The 16,070-nt window shown below is 70.2% G+C and carries 21 protein-coding genes; 12 read left to right on the top strand and 9 right to left on the bottom strand.

Annotation, left to right across the window (positions count from 1 at the left end):
- Nucleotides 1–120 precede the first annotated feature (120 nt).
- Nucleotides 121–1,089 carry an SDR family oxidoreductase gene (locus ACIQTT_RS11300; RefSeq protein WP_402789692.1) on the top strand — a complete coding sequence of 323 codons (969 nt, stop codon included), beginning with the start codon at nucleotides 121–123 and terminating at the stop codon, nucleotides 1,087–1,089.
- Here ACIQTT_RS11300 and ACIQTT_RS11295 read toward each other — a convergent pair.
- Both ACIQTT_RS11295 and ACIQTT_RS11290 read right to left on the bottom strand, forming a co-directional pair.
- Nucleotides 1,067–1,246: a hypothetical protein gene (locus ACIQTT_RS11295; RefSeq protein ID WP_402789689.1), complete on the bottom strand. Its 180-nt coding sequence runs from the start codon at nucleotides 1,244–1,246 to the stop codon at nucleotides 1,067–1,069. The two genes, ACIQTT_RS11300 and ACIQTT_RS11295, sit on opposite strands and share 23 nt — an antisense overlap.
- Nucleotides 1,247–1,280: 34 nt before the next feature.
- Nucleotides 1,281–1,643 carry a DUF4406 domain-containing protein gene (locus ACIQTT_RS11290; RefSeq protein ID WP_402789687.1) on the bottom strand — a complete coding sequence of 121 codons (363 nt, stop codon included), beginning with the start codon at nucleotides 1,641–1,643 and terminating at the stop codon, nucleotides 1,281–1,283.
- Nucleotides 1,644–1,699: 56 nt separating this feature from the next.
- On the opposite strand from ACIQTT_RS11290, the gene ACIQTT_RS11285 reads away from it, so the two are divergent.
- Nucleotides 1,700–2,446, top strand: coding sequence for a DeoR/GlpR family DNA-binding transcription regulator (locus ACIQTT_RS11285; protein ID WP_402789684.1), 747 nt, complete (start codon nucleotides 1,700–1,702; stop codon nucleotides 2,444–2,446).
- A 286-nt stretch (nucleotides 2,447–2,732) separates the two neighbouring features.
- Nucleotides 2,733–3,182, top strand: coding sequence for a carboxymuconolactone decarboxylase family protein (locus ACIQTT_RS11280; protein ID WP_247633493.1), 450 nt, complete (start codon nucleotides 2,733–2,735; stop codon nucleotides 3,180–3,182).
- A 149-nt stretch (nucleotides 3,183–3,331) separates the two neighbouring features.
- Here the strand turns inward: ACIQTT_RS11280 and ACIQTT_RS11275 are convergent, their stop codons facing one another.
- Nucleotides 3,332–4,216 carry a helix-turn-helix domain-containing protein gene (locus ACIQTT_RS11275; protein ID WP_402789680.1) on the bottom strand — a complete coding sequence of 295 codons (885 nt, stop codon included), beginning with the start codon at nucleotides 4,214–4,216 and terminating at the stop codon, nucleotides 3,332–3,334.
- Nucleotides 4,217–4,354: 138 nt separating this feature from the next.
- On the opposite strand from ACIQTT_RS11275, the gene ACIQTT_RS11270 reads away from it, so the two are divergent.
- The 4 genes from ACIQTT_RS11270 (at nucleotide 4,355) to ACIQTT_RS11255 (ending at nucleotide 6,891) form a co-directional block, all read left to right on the top strand.
- The gene (locus ACIQTT_RS11270; RefSeq protein ID WP_402789677.1) at nucleotides 4,355–5,383 is read left to right on the top strand and encodes a zinc-dependent alcohol dehydrogenase family protein; all 1,029 of its coding nucleotides are present in this window, start codon (nucleotides 4,355–4,357) and stop codon (nucleotides 5,381–5,383) included.
- A 25-nt stretch (nucleotides 5,384–5,408) separates the two neighbouring features.
- The gene (locus ACIQTT_RS11265; protein WP_247624135.1) at nucleotides 5,409–5,819 is read left to right on the top strand and encodes a cupin domain-containing protein; all 411 of its coding nucleotides are present in this window, start codon (nucleotides 5,409–5,411) and stop codon (nucleotides 5,817–5,819) included.
- Nucleotides 5,816–6,133 (top strand): carboxymuconolactone decarboxylase family protein, encoded by a 318-nt coding sequence (locus tag ACIQTT_RS11260; protein ID WP_402789673.1) that lies wholly within the window; start codon nucleotides 5,816–5,818, stop codon nucleotides 6,131–6,133. The genes ACIQTT_RS11265 and ACIQTT_RS11260 overlap by 4 nt, the downstream gene beginning before the upstream one ends.
- A 164-nt stretch (nucleotides 6,134–6,297) precedes the next feature.
- Nucleotides 6,298–6,891 carry a GNAT family N-acetyltransferase gene (locus tag ACIQTT_RS11255; RefSeq protein WP_402789671.1) on the top strand — a complete coding sequence of 198 codons (594 nt, stop codon included), beginning with the start codon at nucleotides 6,298–6,300 and terminating at the stop codon, nucleotides 6,889–6,891.
- Nucleotides 6,892–7,038: 147 nt separating this feature from the next.
- On the opposite strand, the gene ACIQTT_RS11250 is transcribed toward ACIQTT_RS11255, so the two are convergent.
- Nucleotides 7,039–8,220, bottom strand: coding sequence for an exo-beta-N-acetylmuramidase NamZ domain-containing protein (locus ACIQTT_RS11250; protein ID WP_402789669.1), 1,182 nt, complete (start codon nucleotides 8,218–8,220; stop codon nucleotides 7,039–7,041).
- A 4-nt stretch (nucleotides 8,221–8,224) separates the two neighbouring features.
- Nucleotides 8,225–9,091: a MurR/RpiR family transcriptional regulator gene (locus ACIQTT_RS11245; RefSeq protein WP_402789666.1), complete on the bottom strand. Its 867-nt coding sequence runs from the start codon at nucleotides 9,089–9,091 to the stop codon at nucleotides 8,225–8,227.
- A 152-nt stretch (nucleotides 9,092–9,243) separates the two neighbouring features.
- Here ACIQTT_RS11245 and ACIQTT_RS11240 point away from each other — a divergent pair, with 152 nt between their 5' ends.
- From ACIQTT_RS11240 to ACIQTT_RS11225, 4 genes are read left to right on the top strand one after another with little or no spacing between them, the layout of a single operon-like run.
- Nucleotides 9,244–10,530, top strand: a complete 1,287-nt coding sequence (locus tag ACIQTT_RS11240; RefSeq protein WP_402789663.1) for an ABC transporter substrate-binding protein — start codon at nucleotides 9,244–9,246, stop codon at nucleotides 10,528–10,530.
- Between the two features lie 55 nt (nucleotides 10,531–10,585).
- Entirely contained in the window at nucleotides 10,586–11,560 is a 975-nt protein-coding gene (locus ACIQTT_RS11235; RefSeq protein WP_402789660.1) for a carbohydrate ABC transporter permease, read from the top strand.
- Nucleotides 11,560–12,480, top strand: coding sequence for a carbohydrate ABC transporter permease (locus ACIQTT_RS11230; RefSeq protein ID WP_402789657.1), 921 nt, complete (start codon nucleotides 11,560–11,562; stop codon nucleotides 12,478–12,480). Before ACIQTT_RS11235 ends, ACIQTT_RS11230 begins: the two co-directional genes overlap by 1 nt.
- Before the next feature lie 10 nt (nucleotides 12,481–12,490).
- Nucleotides 12,491–13,462, top strand: a complete 972-nt coding sequence (locus ACIQTT_RS11225; protein WP_402789655.1) for a serine hydrolase domain-containing protein — start codon at nucleotides 12,491–12,493, stop codon at nucleotides 13,460–13,462.
- Between the two features lie 131 nt (nucleotides 13,463–13,593).
- Here ACIQTT_RS11225 and ACIQTT_RS11220 read toward each other — a convergent pair whose 3' ends face one another.
- The 4 genes from ACIQTT_RS11220 to ACIQTT_RS11205 form a co-directional block, all read right to left on the bottom strand.
- Nucleotides 13,594–13,929 carry a rhodanese-like domain-containing protein gene (locus ACIQTT_RS11220; protein ID WP_402789652.1) on the bottom strand — a complete coding sequence of 112 codons (336 nt, stop codon included), beginning with the start codon at nucleotides 13,927–13,929 and terminating at the stop codon, nucleotides 13,594–13,596.
- Nucleotides 13,926–14,189 carry a hypothetical protein gene (locus ACIQTT_RS11215; protein ID WP_402789650.1) on the bottom strand — a complete coding sequence of 88 codons (264 nt, stop codon included), beginning with the start codon at nucleotides 14,187–14,189 and terminating at the stop codon, nucleotides 13,926–13,928. Before ACIQTT_RS11215 ends, ACIQTT_RS11220 begins: the two co-directional genes overlap by 4 nt.
- Entirely contained in the window at nucleotides 14,186–14,650 is a 465-nt protein-coding gene (locus ACIQTT_RS11210; protein WP_402789647.1) for a hypothetical protein, read from the bottom strand. The genes ACIQTT_RS11215 and ACIQTT_RS11210 overlap by 4 nt, the downstream gene beginning before the upstream one ends.
- Nucleotides 14,651–14,783: 133 nt before the next feature.
- A complete protein-coding gene (locus ACIQTT_RS11205; protein ID WP_402789644.1) occupies nucleotides 14,784–15,203 on the bottom strand; it encodes a MarR family winged helix-turn-helix transcriptional regulator in 420 nt (139 codons plus the stop codon).
- A 179-nt stretch (nucleotides 15,204–15,382) separates the two neighbouring features.
- On the opposite strand from ACIQTT_RS11205, the gene ACIQTT_RS11200 reads away from it, so the two are divergent.
- Nucleotides 15,383–16,060: a response regulator transcription factor gene (locus ACIQTT_RS11200; RefSeq protein WP_402789642.1), complete on the top strand. Its 678-nt coding sequence runs from the start codon at nucleotides 15,383–15,385 to the stop codon at nucleotides 16,058–16,060.
- Nucleotides 16,061–16,070 lie beyond the last annotated feature (10 nt).

Below are 16,070 nucleotides of genomic sequence, written 5' to 3'. Positions count from 1 at the left end.
ACCGTCCTTTCGCCGCACCGATCCTCGCACCCGCGGTCGACGCGTATCCACTGCATGACATGTCCTGGATGCGCCGGGCCGACCGCCGCACGCTGGAAGCAGACCACGAAGGAGCACACCATGACCCGCAGAAGCATCGACATCGAGATCCCCGACCTGACCGGCCGGCGCGCCGTCGTCACGGGAGGCAGCGACGGGATCGGCCTGCGCATCGCGACGCGCCTCGCCGCCGCCGGCGCCGAGCTCGTGCTGCCCGTGCGCAACGCGAAGAAGGGCGAGGCCGCGGCATCCGCCATTCGCACCGCCGCCCCCGATGCCCGCGTGCAGATCGCCGCGCTCGACCTGTCGTCGCTGGCATCCGTCGCCGCCCTCGGCGAGCGTCTGCGCGCCGACGGACGACCGATCCACCTGCTCGTGAACAACGCCGGTGTCATGACCCCGCCCGATCGGCAGACCACCGCCGACGGCTTCGAGCTGCAGTTCGGCACCAACCACCTCGGCCACTTCGCGCTCGTCGGGCACCTGCTGCCACTGCTGCAGGCCGGGCGCGCACGCATCACCTCGCAGGTGAGCGTCGCCGCGAACCAGGGATCCATCAACTGGGACGACCTCGGGTGGGAGCGTACGTACAACGGCGGGCGCGCCTACAGCCAGTCCAAGATCGCGTTCGGGGTGTTCGGGCTCGAGCTCGACCGTCGCAGCGCGGCCCACGGATGGGGCATCACGAGCAATCTGTCGCACCCGGGCGTCGCTCCGACGAACCTGCTCGCGGCGCGACCCGAGCTCGGGCGATCACGCGACACCGTGGGTGTGCGCGTGATCCGCTGGGCGTCTGCGCGCGGCATCCTGCTGGGCACACCCGAGACCGCGGCGCTGCCCGCGCTGTATGCGGTGACGTCGGCGGACGCCCGCGCCGGACGCCTCTACGGCCCGAAGGGCCCCGGGCACCTCGGCGGCGCACCGGCCGAGCAGTCGATCTACTCGCGACTGCGCAGCGAGGCGGATGCCGCGCGCATCTGGCGGCTGTCGGAGGAGCTGACGGGTGTCGCGTTCCCTGACGCCGCGATCAGTCGGTCGACCGCGAGCTGAACAACCCGCGCAGCACGAGGAAGACCACGACCGCGACGACCAGCACGATGGCGAGCTTGGCGACGAACCAGAGGATCGAGAACAGCGCGCTCACGATCCACCAGGCGATCACGACCGCCACGATGACGCCGAGGATGGTCCAGAGGTTCTTGGTCATGCCTCCAGCCTAGGTTCCCGGGCGAGGGCGTTGCTCAGGCGGCCGGGATCTCGTCGATCGAGAAGTACACCGGCAGGCCGCGCTCGCGGGCGATCTCGACGTCCTTATCGGCGCCGGCGGATACCCCGGGCAGACGCAGCACCGCATCGCAGTGCTGCAGCAGTCGGTGCGCGGTCTCGTACATGACGTCGGGGCTTTCCTCCGCGTTCTGGTCGGGACCGAGCGTGCGCAGGATCGGCAGGGCGACCCATTCGCCGATCATCGGCACGTGCCCGAGGCGGAAGATCGGAGCGGATGCCTCTTCGAGCCGTTCGAGGTTGGCGGTGATGCGCGCGGGGTCGCCGTCGGTCCCGGAGCGGTAGGGGCCGGCGATCAGGATCAGCAGTGGAGTTCTCATGCCGAAGACTGTAGCGTTAACCGTGCAAGAACGTGCAACTTCATGAAGGAATGCAAATGCTCGGTGCGCAGCGCAAAGCCCACCTGCTCGAGATCCTCGCCCGCGACGGCCGGGTCGTCGCGAAGGACGTCGCCGCCGAACTCGCGCTCTCCGAGGACTCCATTCGCCGCGACCTGCGCGAACTCGCCGACGAGGGCAAGGTCATCCGCGTCTACGGCGGCGCCCTCCCGGTGCCCGCCGCCGACCGCCCCGTCGACGAGCGGTCGGGCCTCGCGACGGCGAGCAAGGAGCGGGTCGCGCGGCATGCGGCCGACGGCATCCGATCGGGGTCGACCATCGTGCTCGACGCCGGCACGACCACTCTCGCCCTCGCCCGCCTGCTGCCGACCGGCGCCGATCTCACCGTGATCACCCCGAGCCCCGCGATCGCCCTCGCGGTCGCCACTCACTCCGACGCCCGCGTCGTCATGATCGGCGGCGAGCTGTCGCGGCACTCGATGGTCGCCGGCGGCGCCCTCGCGATGGAGGCGATCCGGCACCTTGCCGCCGACACGTTCTACCTCGGGGCCACCGGCATCCACCCCGAGCACGGCCTCACCACCGGCAGCCTCGACGACGCCGTCACCAAGCGCGCCATCGCCCAGCGCTGCGCCGAGACGATCGTGCTCGCGAGCGAGGAGAAGATCGGGGCGGTCTCGCGCTTCCCCGTGCTCGACCTCGCCGCCGTGACCGCCGTGATCACCGATCCGCTCGACGAGAATCCGCTGATCGCGGGGCTGGTCTCGGCGGCCGGGCGTTCATAACTCCTCAGAATCGCCGGCGAACCGCCGATCTCGGGCCGCTTTCGGGCTTCGGCGCGAAGTTTTTTCCGGAGTTACGCACACGCACCGCCGTCAGCTGGGTCCCGGAGCCTGTACCCAACTCAGGAACAATGGGGGGAATTGCACTGATATCGGTCGATTCGGGCCCTCGATCCCCGATCTTCCTGAATTGGGTACGCGAGACTGCGCATAACCCCGTCCGTCACACTTCCCCCGGCTACGGCGTCAACACTTCGACGGCGCACCCCGCGCCGACGAAGGAGACAACGTGTCGCACGTCAACATCGGCAAAACCTACCCCGCTCCCTACCAGGCGATGCTCGCGTTCGCGGGCACGGCCGCCGAGGCCGGAACGGATGCCGGGCTCTCGCCGCTGCTCGTCGAACTGGTGAAGGTGCGGGCCTCGCAGCTCAACGGCTGCGCGTTCTGCCTGCGCATGCACGCCGCGGATGCCGTGAAGCACGGCGAGACCGCCGACCGCCTGGCCGTGCTCGCCGGCTGGTGGGAGTCGCAGTACTTCAGCCCTGAGGAGCAGGCCGCCCTCGTCATCGCCGAGCGGGTGACGCTGATCGGCGACCACGGGCGCCTGCCCGATCGCGGCATCACGCCCGAAGACGTGCTGACCGAGAAGCAGATCGCCGCCGTCACCTGGCTCGTCGTCGTGATCAACAGCTGGAACCGGATCGCGATCACGAGCCACTACCCCGTCGCGCCCTGACCGCGCGGGCCTGAACGGAGAGGGAGGGGAGGACGCTCCCCAGCCTCCTCCCCTCCGTGATGCCTCGGTCCGACGGGGAGACGGACCGAAGACGTGGCGCGCGATGAGGGAACGGCGCCATGTACTACGACGAGACCGGTGCGATTTTCTTACGCGGTGTCGGCGGGGACCTCGACCTGCGGATGCTCCGCCGCCCACGAGGCGAGCAGACGCAGCCGCTCGGCCGACGGCGATCCGGGTTCGGCGGTGTAGACCATGAGCACGTTGCCGGGCTCGGCGGTGATCGCGAGTTCTTCGTAGGCGAGCGTCAGCCCACCGACGACCGGATGCCGGAACCGCTTCGTGCCGGTGCCGTGGATCCGCACGTCGTGCGCCGCCCACAGCGACCGGAACAGCTCGCTACGGGTCGACAGCTCGCCCACGAGATCCTGCATGCCCTTGTCGTGCGGGTCGCGCCCCGCCTCGGCGCGCATGATGCCGACGCACATGCTCGCGAAGAGGTCCCAGTCCGGGTAGAAGTCGCGCGACGCGGGGTCGAGGAACTGGAAGCGCGCGAGATTGGGGGTGCGCCCGCCGTCGCCGATCACGGGCGAGTAGAACGCGCGACCCAGCTCGTTGGTCGCGAGCAGGTTCTGGTTCGCGTCGCGCACGAAGGCCACGGCATCCGTCATCGCGGCGAGCGCCCACGTCAGACTCGGCCGCGGGGCGCTCTGCTTCGTCACCCGGCGGCGCGCACGCCCGCTGGCGGGCACGCCGTCGGCGGCGCGCGCCAGGTCGAGCAGATGCGCACGCTCGGCCTCGTCGAGCAGCAGCGCCCGCGACAGCGCATCGAGAACGGATGCCGACGCCCCGGCGAGCGCGCCCCGTTCGAGTTTCGCGTAGTACTCCACGCTCACCCCGGCGAGCGCGGCGACCTCACTGCGCCGCAGCCCCGCGACACGACGGTTGGTGCCGGCGGTGAGTCCCACCGCCTCGGGGGTGAGCCGTGCGCGGCGGGTCATCAGGAACTCGCGCACCTCGGATCGGTTGTCCATCACATCAGGGTAGGTCGCGGGTCGCCGCCGCGGGAGGCGTGAAGGGTGCCCTGCCGGTACACCCCTTCGCAGGGCCTCCCTTTCCCGTCGCGCGAGGCGCACAGTGGAAGCATCCACCCACAGAAGGAGACCACCCACATGCGTGGAGTCGTCATGCACGCCCCCGGCGATGTCCGGACCGAAGAGCTCGAGATGCCCGTCATCGTCGAGCCGACCGACGCGATCATCCGCGTCACCGCGACCTGCATCTGCGGGTCGGACCTCTGGCCGTACCGCGGCCTCGAGCCCCTCGCCCCGCACGGCCAGCGCATGGGCCACGAGTACATCGGCGTCGTCGAGGCCGTCGGCGATTCCGTGACGTCCGTCGTGCCCGGTGACTACGTCGTGGGCTCGTTCGTCGCCTCCGACAACACCTGCGAGATCTGCCGGGCCGGCTACCAGTCGCGCTGCGTGCACCAGGTGATGATGGGATCCGTCGGCACCCAGGCGCAGTTCGCCCGCATCCCCCTCGCCGACGGCACCCTCGTGAAGACGCCCGGCGAGCCCACCGCCGACCTCGTGCCGTCGCTGCTCGCGGCATCCGACGTTCTCGGCACCGGCTGGTACGCGGCCATCGCCGCCGAAGCCGGCCCCGGCAAGACCGTCGCGGTCGTCGGTGACGGTGCCGTCGGACTGCTCGGCATCCTCGCCGCGAAGCAGCTCGGCGCCGAACGCATCATCGCGATGTCGCGGCACGCCGACCGGCAGGCGCTCGCCCGCAGGTTCGGTGCGACCGACATCGTCGAGGAGCGCGGGGATGCCGGCGTTGCCGCGATCAAGGAGCTGACCGGCGGGCTCGGTGCGCACAGCACCATCGAGGCCGTCGGCACCCAGGAGTCGATGGAGCAGGCGATCCGCGCGACGCGGGCCGGCGGACACGTCGGATACGTCGGCGTCTCGCACGACGTGTCGCTCGACGGTTTCGAGCTGTTCTTCTCGAGCGTGCACCTGCACGGCGGGCCCGCCCCCGTGCGCGCCTACCTGCCCGAGCTGATCCAGCTCATCTGGGATCGCGAGATCGACCCCGGCGTCGTCTTCGACCTCACGCTGCCCCTCGACGAGGCATCCGAGGGGTACCGGGCGATGGACGAGCGCCGTGCGACCAAGGTGCTGCTGACGACGGACTGACCGTCGGCTTTCGAGAGGAGACACCATGAACATCGAAGCATCCGTTCCCACCACGAAGAACCCGCCGGAGCAGTTCGCCGGCGACGTCTGGCTCGACGTGATCGCCGCACCGCACGAGGCGGGCCAGCGCGCGACCGTCGCCCTGGTGCGCTTCGCGCCCGGCGCCCGCACCGCCTGGCACTCGCATGCGCGCGGCCAGTACCTGCGCGTGACCTCGGGTGTGGCCCGGTTCGGCGACCGCGACGGCAACATCATCGAGGTGCATCCGGGGCAGACGCTCTACACGCCGCCCGGCCAGGATCACTGGCATGCCGCGGCGCCCGGCTGCTTCATGGAGCACATCGCGATCCTCGAAGCGGGCGACGACCCGGCGGCGACCACGACGTGGAAAGAGCACGTGACGGATGCCGAGTTCGACGGGGCGGTCGGCGCATGACCGGCTGGACGGGCGGGCAGCGTTCCGTCGGCGACATCGCCCCGGCCCTCGCCCACTACACGGATGCCGTGCTGTTCGACGAGGTCTGGGCCAGGCCCGAACTCTCACCGCGCGACCGCAGTCTCGTCACGGTGTCGGCGCTCGTCACGCTCGGGGCCGTCGACCAGCTCGAGTTCCACCTGGGCTTCGCCCGTGACAACGGCGTGACCGAGGAAGAGCTGGTCGAGGCGATCACGCACTTGGCGTTCTACGTGGGCTGGCCCCGGGCCATGGCCGCGATCGCAGCGGCGCGGAAGGCGTTCGCGGCGTCCTGAGTGACGGCATCCGGCTGTTCTCCTGCACGACTTCGGAGCTCTCGGGCGACACGCGGGGGGACGGATGCCGCGACGCGGCGTGTCTCGTCGAATCTCCGAAATTGTGCGGCAGCTGACTCGCGCATACGCGTAGACCGCGGCGCGAGCCCGGGTACCGTGGGCAGGTGTTCGAAGAGACCGTGACCGACCGCCTGATCCTCACTCCCATCGCCTCGGCGGATGCTCGGACCGTCGACGCGATCTTCGCGCTGCAGTCCGATCCCGCGACGTGGGCGCATCTGCCGGAGGCCGTCGAGATCGACATCTCCCAGAGCCGGGCTCGCGCGGCCGATCACGGAAAGTCGTGGGCGGAGTTCGGCCTCGGCTGGTGGCTGCTGAGGCTGCGCGCGCCCCTCGGCGATCTCGACGCCGGGACGGTCATCGGGATCGGCGGGGCGGCGATCCGACCCCACCAGGCCCCCGCCTGGAACCTCGGCTATCGGCTCACTCCGGCCGCGTGGGGCCACGGGCTCGCGACCGAGGCCGGCCGTGCGGGCCTGGCCGCGGCGAACATCGCGCGCCCCGATCTGCCGGTCACCGCCCGCGTGCTCGCCCACAACCGCGCGTCGTGGCGCACGCTCGAGCGGGTGGGTCTCGCGCAGGTCTGGGAAGGAGACGCGCCGGCCGACGACGCCCTCACCTCGGGCGTGCAGCGGCGGGTCTACGCCGATCGACCGCTGTCCTCGGAGGTGCTCGACCGGCTCGTCGCCCTGGGCTGATCCGGTCGCGCCCCCGCACAACTTCGGAGTTCTCGGGCGACACGCCGGGGGACGGATGCCGCGACGCGGCGTGTCTCGTCGGATCTCCGAAGTTGTGCGGGGCGGGGCGCTTCGACAGGCTCAGCGACCCAGAAGGGGCGCGGACCCTCAGGCGTAGAGGAGGTCGTCGGCGACAGCATCCGCCCAGCCCGGCACCGCGAAGCGCTCGGGGTCGTTCCACTCCCCCGCGACGATCTGCGCGAAGGCACCGCGCACGCCGAAGAGCTTCTCAAGCGGGCTCCAGTCCGACTCCCCTGGCATCGGCACGAGCGAGCGCTCGACGAGTGCGCCCGGGTGCAGCTCCTCGATCAGCGACAGCATCCGCACGCCCGCCGATACGGGGCGCAGCGCCTCGGCATCCGTCACGTGCAGGATGATGCCCTCGCACGCCTCGCCCGCGTGGTCGCGCACGAGCGGGGTGAACCCGTAGGGCACGGCGACGAGGCCGGGCAGATCCTGGGCATTGACGGCGGAAGCGTAGCGCTCCCCGTCGAGGAACGGCGCCGCGATCACGCGGAACGGCACGGCAGTGCTGCGACCCTCCGACACGTTCACACCCTCGGCGAGGCAGGTGCCCGGGTACAGCAGCGTCGTGGTGGGGCTCGGCAGGTTCGGCGACGGCGGCATCCAGGTCGCCTCGCCACCGCCGATCGCGGCGTCGCGTGTGAGCCCGCCGACCTCGATCACGTCGAGCTCGACGTCGATGCGACGCGTGCGCACCCAGTGCCGGGCGAGCTCACCGATCGTGAGGCCGTGGCGGATCGGCATCGTCCAACGGCCGACGAGGGACTGCGCGGCCTCATCGAGCATCGGCCCTTCCGCGCGATCGAGCCGCCCGCCGAGCGGGTTCGGGCGATCGAGCACGACGACCGCGACGCCCGCGTCGGCGCAGGCTTCGAGCAGGTGACTCATCGTCCAGATGTACGTGTAGAAGCGGGCGCCGACGTCGGGCAGGTCGACGACAACCACGTCGAGATCGTCCAGATCGGATGCCGACGGCCGCACCGCATCGCCGTAGAGGCTGCGCACCTCGACGCCGGTGACGGGATCGCGCAGGTCGCCGACGAGTTCGCCCTCCCTCGCCCGCCCGCTCAACCCGTGCTCGGGGCCGAAGAGTCTCGTGAACGTGAAATCCGTCGCGGCGAGCGCCTCCCTCCCCCGTACGAGGTCGGACGTGAGCGCGAGGTCGTTCGTCAGCATCCCGACCCTGCCACCGGTGAGGCGGGCGAGCAGATCGGGGCGGATGTCGCGGCGGATCAGTCGGTCGATTCCGAGGTGCAGGGCGGGCATGTGATCAGTCGATTCTGTGGTCGGTGACGGCGTTGAAGGTGCGCTGGAGGTTGTCGGCGATGGTGTCGTAGTCGGCCTGCGCGATGCGGGTGAACAGGAAGTCGAGCACCGCGAGCTGCGCGATGCGGCTGGCCATCGCGCCCGAGCGGAAGGTCGACTCGGAGACGGCGGTGAACAGCACGAGATCGCAGACCCGCGCGAGCGGTGAGCGCGGGTTGTTGGTGATCGCGATGGTGGTGGCGCCCGCGCGGGCGGCGACCTCGGCCGACTGCACGATCTCGAGCGTGCGCCCGGAGTGCGAGATCGCGATGGCGACGTCGCGCTCGTCGAGCAGGGCGGCACCGGTGAGCGCGAGGTGCAGGTCGGTGCGGGCCTGGGCCACGAGCCCGGCGCGGTGCAGTTTCTGCTCGAGGTCTTGAGCGGCGAGGCCGCTCGATGCGGCGCCGTAGATGTCGATACGGCGAGCGCCGCGCACGGCGCCGACGCACGTCTCGAGCACGTCGATGTCGATCTGACGCGCGGTGCGCTCGATGGCGGATGCCTCGGCGAAGGCGATCTTGCGCACGGTCGTGAGGGCGTCGTCGTGGCGGCTGACGTCGCTCTCGGACACCTGGAAACGCTCACGATCGGAGGCCGTGCGGTCGAGTTCGGTGGCGAGGGCGAGGCGCAGATCGGGGTAGCCGGAGAAGCCGAGGCTCTGCGTGAATCGGGCGATGCTGGCGACCGAGGTGCCCACGGCGAGCGCCAGCTGGGTGATGGAGTTGTCGACCGCGCTCTGCGGATCGGCGAGCACGTGGGAGGCGATCCGGCGCTCGGTGGGCGTGAGCACGGAGAGCCTCTGGTGGATGGCGGTCATCGCGCTGGTGGTCACGCGAACAGGATTGCAGATTCGAATCAATAAGTGAAAGGAATTTTCAGAAACCCCTTGATCTTCTGTAACTGATTGCCCAAAGTAGGGCAGAGGCATTCACAGCAGAGCGCCCCGGTCCCGTCCGACGGCTCTCATCAACCGAGAGGATTCCCATGCGACACCGCACCACCCGACTCGCGTTCACCGCGGGCCTTCTCGTCACCGGGCTCGCCGTCGCGGGCTGCGCTCCGGCCGCGTCCAGCGGCGACGGAGACGGCGAAGAGGTCACCCTCAAGATCTGGTCCTGGCAGGCATCCTCGTCGCCGAAGTGGGAAGCCGTCTTCGACACCTACGAGGAATCGCACCCCGGCGTGACCATCGAGTTCGAGGGCTACCAGCCCACCGAGTACAACCAGATCCTCGCCACCGGCCTCGAGGGCAGCGACGGACCCGACATCGCGATGCTCCGCGCCTACGGCGGCATCCAACCGGCGATCCAGTCGGAGCAGATCCTGCCGATCGACGACATCGTCGACGGTCTCGACCAGTTCGACCCGACCGTGCTGCGCGCCGCTCAGGGCAAGGACGACGGGGCCACCTACGGCGTGCCCTTCGCGTACCAGACCATGCAGATGTTCTACAACAAGACGATGTTCGACGAGATGGGCCTCGAGGAGCCCACCGACTGGGACGAGTTCATCGAGCTGCAGGACACGCTGCTCGACGAGGGCGTCACGCCGATGGCGCTCGGCGCCCGCGAGGACTGGGTGCTGCCGATGTTCCACGACATCGTGGGCTCGGCCAACTACGGCGGCGCCGACTTCGAGGAGAAGGTGCTCGCCGGCGAGGCCGACTTCACCGACCCGGCCTACGTGTCGTCGCTGCAGATCGTGAAGGACATGCAGCAGTACCTCGACAAGAACGTCAACGCGATCGCCGTCGCCGACGCCGTGCTGCAGTTCACCTCGGGCCAGGCCGCGCAGTGGCCCGGCGGCTCGTTCGACCTGCCGACGTTCCAGAACTCCGCGCCCTCCACCGAGTGGGGCGTGTACGAGGTGCCGCCGGCGCCCGGCAGCGCCCTCGACCACGCGGTCACCCCGGGTTACGCCGACGGCAGCTTCGGCATCAACGCCGCGAGCGACAACCAGGAGGCCGCGACCGAGCTGCTCAACTGGATGACCACGACGGAGTTCGGCCAGCTCGTCGCCGACGAGGTCGACCAGTTCTCGGCGCTCCCCGGCGTGACGTACTCCGACCCGCTCATGCAGGAGATGAACGAGGCGTACACCGCCAACCCCGCTCCTTACCTGCTGCTCGTCGACTTCCGCTACGGCGACCCGACCGGCACCGCGGTGCTCGGCCCGGACATCCAGGCGATGTTCCTCGGCGACAAGACGCCCGAGCAGCTCGGCGCCGACCTGCAGTCCGGGGTCTCCACCTGGTTCACCCCGGGTTCCTGATCCGAACACGAGGGGGCGTCGATCCGGCGCCCCCTCGCGGAGCGAAAGACACACCATGGCCCTGACCCTCCCCCTCCGGCGCGACCCCGCCTCCTCCGGCGCCCCGAAGCGCCGCACCCGCGCGGGCATCGCGCTGAGCACCCCCACGGCGGCGCTGTTCGTGCTGCCCGCCGCCGTGCTGTTCGCGGTGCTGATCCTCTACCCGATGCTCGCCGCGCTCAGCTACTCGTTCTTCGACTGGCAGGGCACCAAGCAGGGCGGCTTCGCCGGCGTCGCCAACTACATCACGCTCCTCACGAAGGAGCCCTACGCCTCCGAGCTGTGGAACGCGTTCGGGCACAACCTGCTGCTGTTCGCCGGGGCGCTCGTCTTCCAGAACTCGCTCGGTCTCGGCATCGCGACGCTGCTGCACCGGCGCAAGCGCACCAAGCGCTTCTTCCAGACGGTCTTCGCGCTCCCCTATCTCGTGAGCCCGATGGTCATCGGCTATCTGTGGTCGCTCATGCTGTCGCCGCTGTTCGGTCCGGTCAACGCGATCCTGCGCGGGGTCGGCCTCGAGAGCCTCGCCCTGCCGTGGCTCGGCGACCCGCAGCTCGCGATCTGGGTGATCGTGCTCGTCAGCGCCTGGCAGTGGATCGGCTTCCCGATCCTGCTCTACGGCGCAGCCCTCGGCGGCATCCCCGAAGAGATCGAAGAAGCCGCCTCGCTCGACGGCGCCACCGCCGGCAAGCGCTTCCGCTACATCACCCTGCCGATGCTCACGCCCACGATCGGCATCATCACCGTGCTCACCTTCATCGGCAGCATGGAGGCGATGGCGATCCCGTTCGCCCTCGCCGGATCCAACGGCGCCCCCGCAGGCTCCACCGACGTGATGATGCTGCTCTTCTACCGCACCGCTTTCGAGTCAGGGAACCCGAACTCGATCGGGGTCTCCTCCGCGCTCGCGACGGTCCTGTTCATCTTCATCATGGTGATCTCGGTCGTGATCACCTCGACGATGCGTCGCGCCGAACGAAAGCTGTTCTGATGAGCACCGCCACCGAAACCCGTCCGGAGACGACCACCGAGGCCATCGTCTCGGGACGTCGCCCCACCGCGTCCCGACGCCGGTCGAGCCGCACGAACGACACCCCGTTCATCGGGCGTCTGTTCGCGAACGTGTTCCTCTGGGGCTACGCGCTCGTCGCGATCGGCCCGCTGCTGCTCATGGTCAACAACTCGCTGCGCACCCAGCAGCAGATCGCGACCGAGCCGCTCGGGCTGCCCGTGCCGCCCACGTTCACGAGCTTCCAGAGCGCGTGGATCACGGCATCCTTCGACACCTACTTCGTCAACTCGATCACCGTCACCGTCGGCTCGGTCATCGTGACCACGGTCGTGTCGGTGCTCGCCGCCTACGCGTTCGCGCGAGCGCGGGCGAAGTTCTTCCGGGGCGTCGAGGCGGTGTTCCTGTCGGGCCTCATGCTGCCGGTGCACCTCGCGATCCTGCCGCTGTTCTACCTGCTCGACTCGCTCAAGATGACCAGCAACGTGTTCAGCCTGATCCTCGTCTACGGCGCCCTCGGCATCCCGTTCACGACCTTCGTGCTGACGGTCTTCTTCCGCGCCCTGCCGATCGAGCTCGAAGAGGCGGCGCGCATCGATGGCGCGGGGCCGTTCCGCACCTTCGTGCAGATCCTGCTGCCGCTCGTGCGACCGGCGCTCGCGACGGTGATCGTCTTCCGTTTCGTGCCCGTGTGGAACGACTTCTTCTACCCGCTGATCCTGCTGCGCGACCGCCATTCGTACACGCTGCCCGTCGGACTCACCCGCTTCTTCGGCGAGTACTCCACCGACTGGCCGCAGCTGTTCGCGGGACTCACGATCGCGACGATCCCCCTGGTCGTGCTGTTCCTGCTGGCGACGAAGCAGATCATCAACGGCCTCACCTCCGGCATGAGCAAGTGAGTCGCGCGTGGTGAACGGCGCTCCGGGCTCGGCGTGGGCATCGCTGCGGTCGATCGACGGAGTCGAGGAGCGGCTCGTGCTCGGCACCGCCTCCGACGAGGAGCGGATGCCGGTGACCCCGGCGCACCTGTTCGACCTGGCGTCGCTCACCAAGACGTTCACGACCGTCGCCGCCCTGCGGCTCGTCGACGCCGGGCTGCTGGGGCTGGACGAGCCCGTGCGCCCGCTGCTGGCGGTGGGCGCGGGTGACGGCGCCGAGCGGATCACGCTGCGGCACCTGCTCACCCACACGTCGGGGCTACCAGCCGAGGGAGGCGCCTGGCGGAGCGGCCTCGCGGGCGACGAACTGCGCGCCCGAGTCATCGGCAGCGACCTGCTCGCCGCCCCCGGCACCGCGCATCGTTACTCGGACGTCGGGTTCATCGCGGTCGGCGCGCTGATCGAGCACGTCGCACGGCGGCCGCTGGACGCGGTGATCGCCGAGGTCGCCGCGCTGCTCGGGGCATCTTCGCTGACGTGGCGGCCCGAGCCGTCGCTCGCGGTCGCCACCGAGGTGCAACCGCATCGCGGGCTCGTGCAGGGCGAGGTGCACGACGAGCTCGCCCACGCGCTCGGTCGGCCCGCCGGTCACGCCGGCCTGTTCGGCACGGCGGACGACGTGGCGAGCCTCGCGCGGATGATCCGCGACGACGGCGCCGGGGCGGAGGGACGTGCGCTGTCCGCCGACGGCATCCGCCTGATGACGACGCCGGTCGCGACGGCGGATGCGGGGTACGGCCAGGCGCTCGGCCTGCGCGTACACGACGCGGCCTGGATGGGCAGGGCGGATGCCGTCGGCCACACCGGCTTCACCGGTACCGCGTTCGCGGTCTCGCCGCGTACGGGCGACTTCGGGGTGCTGCTCACGAACCGCGTGCACCCGACTCGTGAGGGCACCGACGTGAGCGCCGTGCGTCGCGAGTTCTTCTCTTTCCTGGGGTGAGGTGGGCCGGTTCCTCGAGGCGGGACGCTTCGACAAGCTCAGCGACCCAGTGTCGGTTCCGGAGCGAGCGCAGCGAGACGAAGGGCCGCTTCAACCTGGGTCCCTGAGCCTGTCGAAGGGCCCGCGCCGCGCTACTCCCCGCTCACCAGTTCTCCCCCGGCGGCGCGCCAGTCGATCAGCCCGCGCGCCATGTTGGTCGCCTCGAAGCCCAGCTCGGCGAGCAGGTTCGCGGCGCCGCTCGACAGCAGCCCTCCCGTGCAGAAGGTGAGGAGCATCCGGTCATCGGGGAGTTCGTCGGCGCGGCCTTCGAGCTCGCCGAGCGGGATGTGGATCGCAGCGGGGATGTGGGCGCGGCGCCAGTCCTGAACGCGTCGCACGTCGACCACGATCGCCCCGTCGGCGATGAGCCGCTGCGCCTCCTCGGCGGTCACGGCGGGCGGGCGCCGGAAGAAGTGCCGCACGCTCACCGGCGGGCTTCCTTTCGCACGTTGACGAGGGTGAGCGCACCGCCGGCGACCGGGATGAGCGCCATCAGGCGGGTGCGCAGCATCAGGTCGCGCGCGAACAGCGCCGTGACCGCGACCGCCAGGAACAGCGCGCCGTGCACCGGCCCGAGCACCGAGGCCACCCCGTCGATGTGCACGGTGGCGAGGTTGATCGACAGCACCACGATGCTCAGCAGTTCGAGCACCGACAGCACCTCGAGCACCCGCAGCACGGGCCTCACGCGGCACCCGGCCGCACGATCATGAGCACGACGACCGCTGCCCAGAGCAGGTTGAAGACTCCGGTGAGCATGCGCATCATGCGCAGACCGCCCGGGTCGAGGGAACCAGTGAGCGCATCGCGCTGGGCGGGCACGATCCGCAGCGCCAGCAGCGCACCGGCGACGGCGGTGAGCACCATGGCGATCGTGATCCAGATCTCGCCGAGACGCCCCTGCACGGCCGCGAGCACGAGTCCGATCACGGGCACGACGAGCGCCAGGATGCCGTAGACCCGGGTGATGCGATGCAACACCGTCGCGACGGCGGGTGCGGTCGCGACCGCGGGCGCGGTGGCGACGGCATCCGCCCCTGTGCCGGTGGCCGGTGCCGCGAATCGCGGGAAGAGGCTGGTGGTGACGGCGACGGGGCCGACGAAGAGGATGCCGGCGAGCACGTGCGCGGCGAGCAGGATGTTCTCCATAGCTTTAGTCTAGCTAAAGGTTCTCGGGCGGCGAGACCTCACTTCGGTCGCGAGACACCATCAGCGACGTGGGTGTCTCACGGCGGAAGTGATGTCTCGACGAAGGAGTGGGCGGCTCAGCGCGGGGGGCGGCTCAGCGCGGGGCGCGCATCAGGTCGGCGACGTGGGCGCGCAGCGCCTCGGTCAGCGACGGATTCTTCGCCGCGAACTCCGCATCGAGAGCGGCGATGCGTGCCCCGGCATCCGCCAGCAGCCGATCCCCCGCCGGCGTCACGCGCAGGTGCGAGGCGGCGCCCGCTCGCTCGGTGTCGTCTTCGACGAGCCCATCCTTCTTGAGTCCCGCCACTGCGACGTGCGCACTCGGCGCCGTGATGCGCGAGCGGCGCGCGAGTTCGCTGAACGAGAGTCCCGGCATCGCGCGGATGTGCCCGAGCAGCGCATAGGTGCGCGAGGTGAGACCCACCGGTTTCAGCGCCTCGGCGAACGCCGCCTGCCACGCCGCCGTCACGGTCAGCAGCGCGACCGTGGGGCTGAACGGGGGCGTCTCGGACATCTGCTCAGGCTACCCGGGTCGCCTCCGGCATCCGTCCGCCCCCGTTGCGGAGGAGATCTCGCGGATTGCAGGAGCGGAGGCCCGAACTGCTCCTGCGCAAGGAGAGTTCTCCTGCGTGGAGTGCGCAAGACAACCCCGACTTCAGCCGCGCTTCAGCAGAAAGGCAGCACACTGGAGGCATGCGCATTCTGGTGGTCGACGACGAGGTGCGTCTCGCCGACGCCGTGCGCCGCGGACTCGAGGCCGAGGGCTTCGCGGTCGACGTCGCCCACAACGGGGTCGACGGCCTCTGGCGGGCGCGCGAGACCCGGTACGACGCGATCGTGCTCGACCTGATGATGCCCGGCATGAGCGGATGGAAGGTGTGCGAGGCGCTGCGCGCCGAGGAGAACTGGACGCCCGTGCTCATGCTCACCGCCAAGGACGGCGAGTGGGATCAGGTCGAGGCTCTCGAGACCGGCGCCGACGACTACGTCACCAAGCCGTTCTCGTTCGCGATCCTCGTCGCCCGCATCCGCGCCCTCGTGCGTCGCGGGGCCGTCGCGCGCCCGGCCGTGCTCGAAGCCGGAGACCTGCGCCTCGACCCCGCTGCCCACGACGTCTGGCGCGGCGAGACGCCGATCACCCTCACCGCCCGCGAGTTCTCGGTGCTCGAGTACCTGATGCGTCACCGCGGGCAGGTCATCTCGAAGCGCACCCTCATCGAGGGAGTGTGGGACGACGACTTCGACGGCGACCCGAACATCGTCGAGGTGTACGTCGGCCACCTGCGGCGCAAGGTCGACAAGCCCTTCGGCCGTGAGGCGATCGAGACCATCCGCGGCGCCGGATACCGACTGGCGGCCGACGGTGGCTAGGCGCGGCTGG

Origin of the sequence: Microbacterium sp. NPDC090225 (assembly GCF_044772365.1) — a bacterium.
Taxonomy (GTDB): Bacteria; Actinomycetota; Actinomycetes; order Actinomycetales; family Microbacteriaceae; genus Microbacterium.
Note: the sequence above shows the minus strand (reverse complement) of the source record. Positions and strands in the feature narration are given on the sequence as shown.

Bases quoted from the DNA above. Each gene is read 5' to 3' on its own strand.
- ACIQTT_RS11295 (WP_402789689.1), bottom strand. From the start codon at position 1,246: ATGACCAAGAACCTCTGGACCATCCTCGGCGTCATCGTGGCGGTCGTG.
- ACIQTT_RS11205 (WP_402789644.1), bottom strand. From the start codon at position 15,203: ATGTCCGAGACGCCCCCGTTCAGCCCCACGGTCGCGCTGCTGACCGTG.
- ACIQTT_RS11240 (WP_402789663.1), top strand. From the start codon at position 9,244: ATGCGACACCGCACCACCCGACTCGCGTTCACCGCGGGCCTTCTCGTC.
- ACIQTT_RS11270 (WP_402789677.1), top strand. From the start codon at position 4,355: ATGCGTGGAGTCGTCATGCACGCCCCCGGCGATGTCCGGACCGAAGAG.
- ACIQTT_RS11235 (WP_402789660.1), top strand. From the start codon at position 10,586: ATGGCCCTGACCCTCCCCCTCCGGCGCGACCCCGCCTCCTCCGGCGCC.
- ACIQTT_RS11300 (WP_402789692.1), top strand. From the start codon at position 121: ATGACCCGCAGAAGCATCGACATCGAGATCCCCGACCTGACCGGCCGG.
- ACIQTT_RS11275 (WP_402789680.1), bottom strand. From the start codon at position 4,216: ATGGACAACCGATCCGAGGTGCGCGAGTTCCTGATGACCCGCCGCGCA.
- ACIQTT_RS11260 (WP_402789673.1), top strand. From the start codon at position 5,816: ATGACCGGCTGGACGGGCGGGCAGCGTTCCGTCGGCGACATCGCCCCG.
- ACIQTT_RS11230 (WP_402789657.1), top strand. From the start codon at position 11,560: ATGAGCACCGCCACCGAAACCCGTCCGGAGACGACCACCGAGGCCATC.
- ACIQTT_RS11200 (WP_402789642.1), top strand. From the start codon at position 15,383: ATGCGCATTCTGGTGGTCGACGACGAGGTGCGTCTCGCCGACGCCGTG.
- ACIQTT_RS11290 (WP_402789687.1), bottom strand. From the start codon at position 1,643: ATGAGAACTCCACTGCTGATCCTGATCGCCGGCCCCTACCGCTCCGGG.
- ACIQTT_RS11265 (WP_247624135.1), top strand. From the start codon at position 5,409: ATGAACATCGAAGCATCCGTTCCCACCACGAAGAACCCGCCGGAGCAG.
- ACIQTT_RS11250 (WP_402789669.1), bottom strand. From the start codon at position 8,220: ATGCCCGCCCTGCACCTCGGAATCGACCGACTGATCCGCCGCGACATC.
- ACIQTT_RS11285 (WP_402789684.1), top strand. From the start codon at position 1,700: ATGCTCGGTGCGCAGCGCAAAGCCCACCTGCTCGAGATCCTCGCCCGC.
- ACIQTT_RS11210 (WP_402789647.1), bottom strand. From the start codon at position 14,650: ATGGAGAACATCCTGCTCGCCGCGCACGTGCTCGCCGGCATCCTCTTC.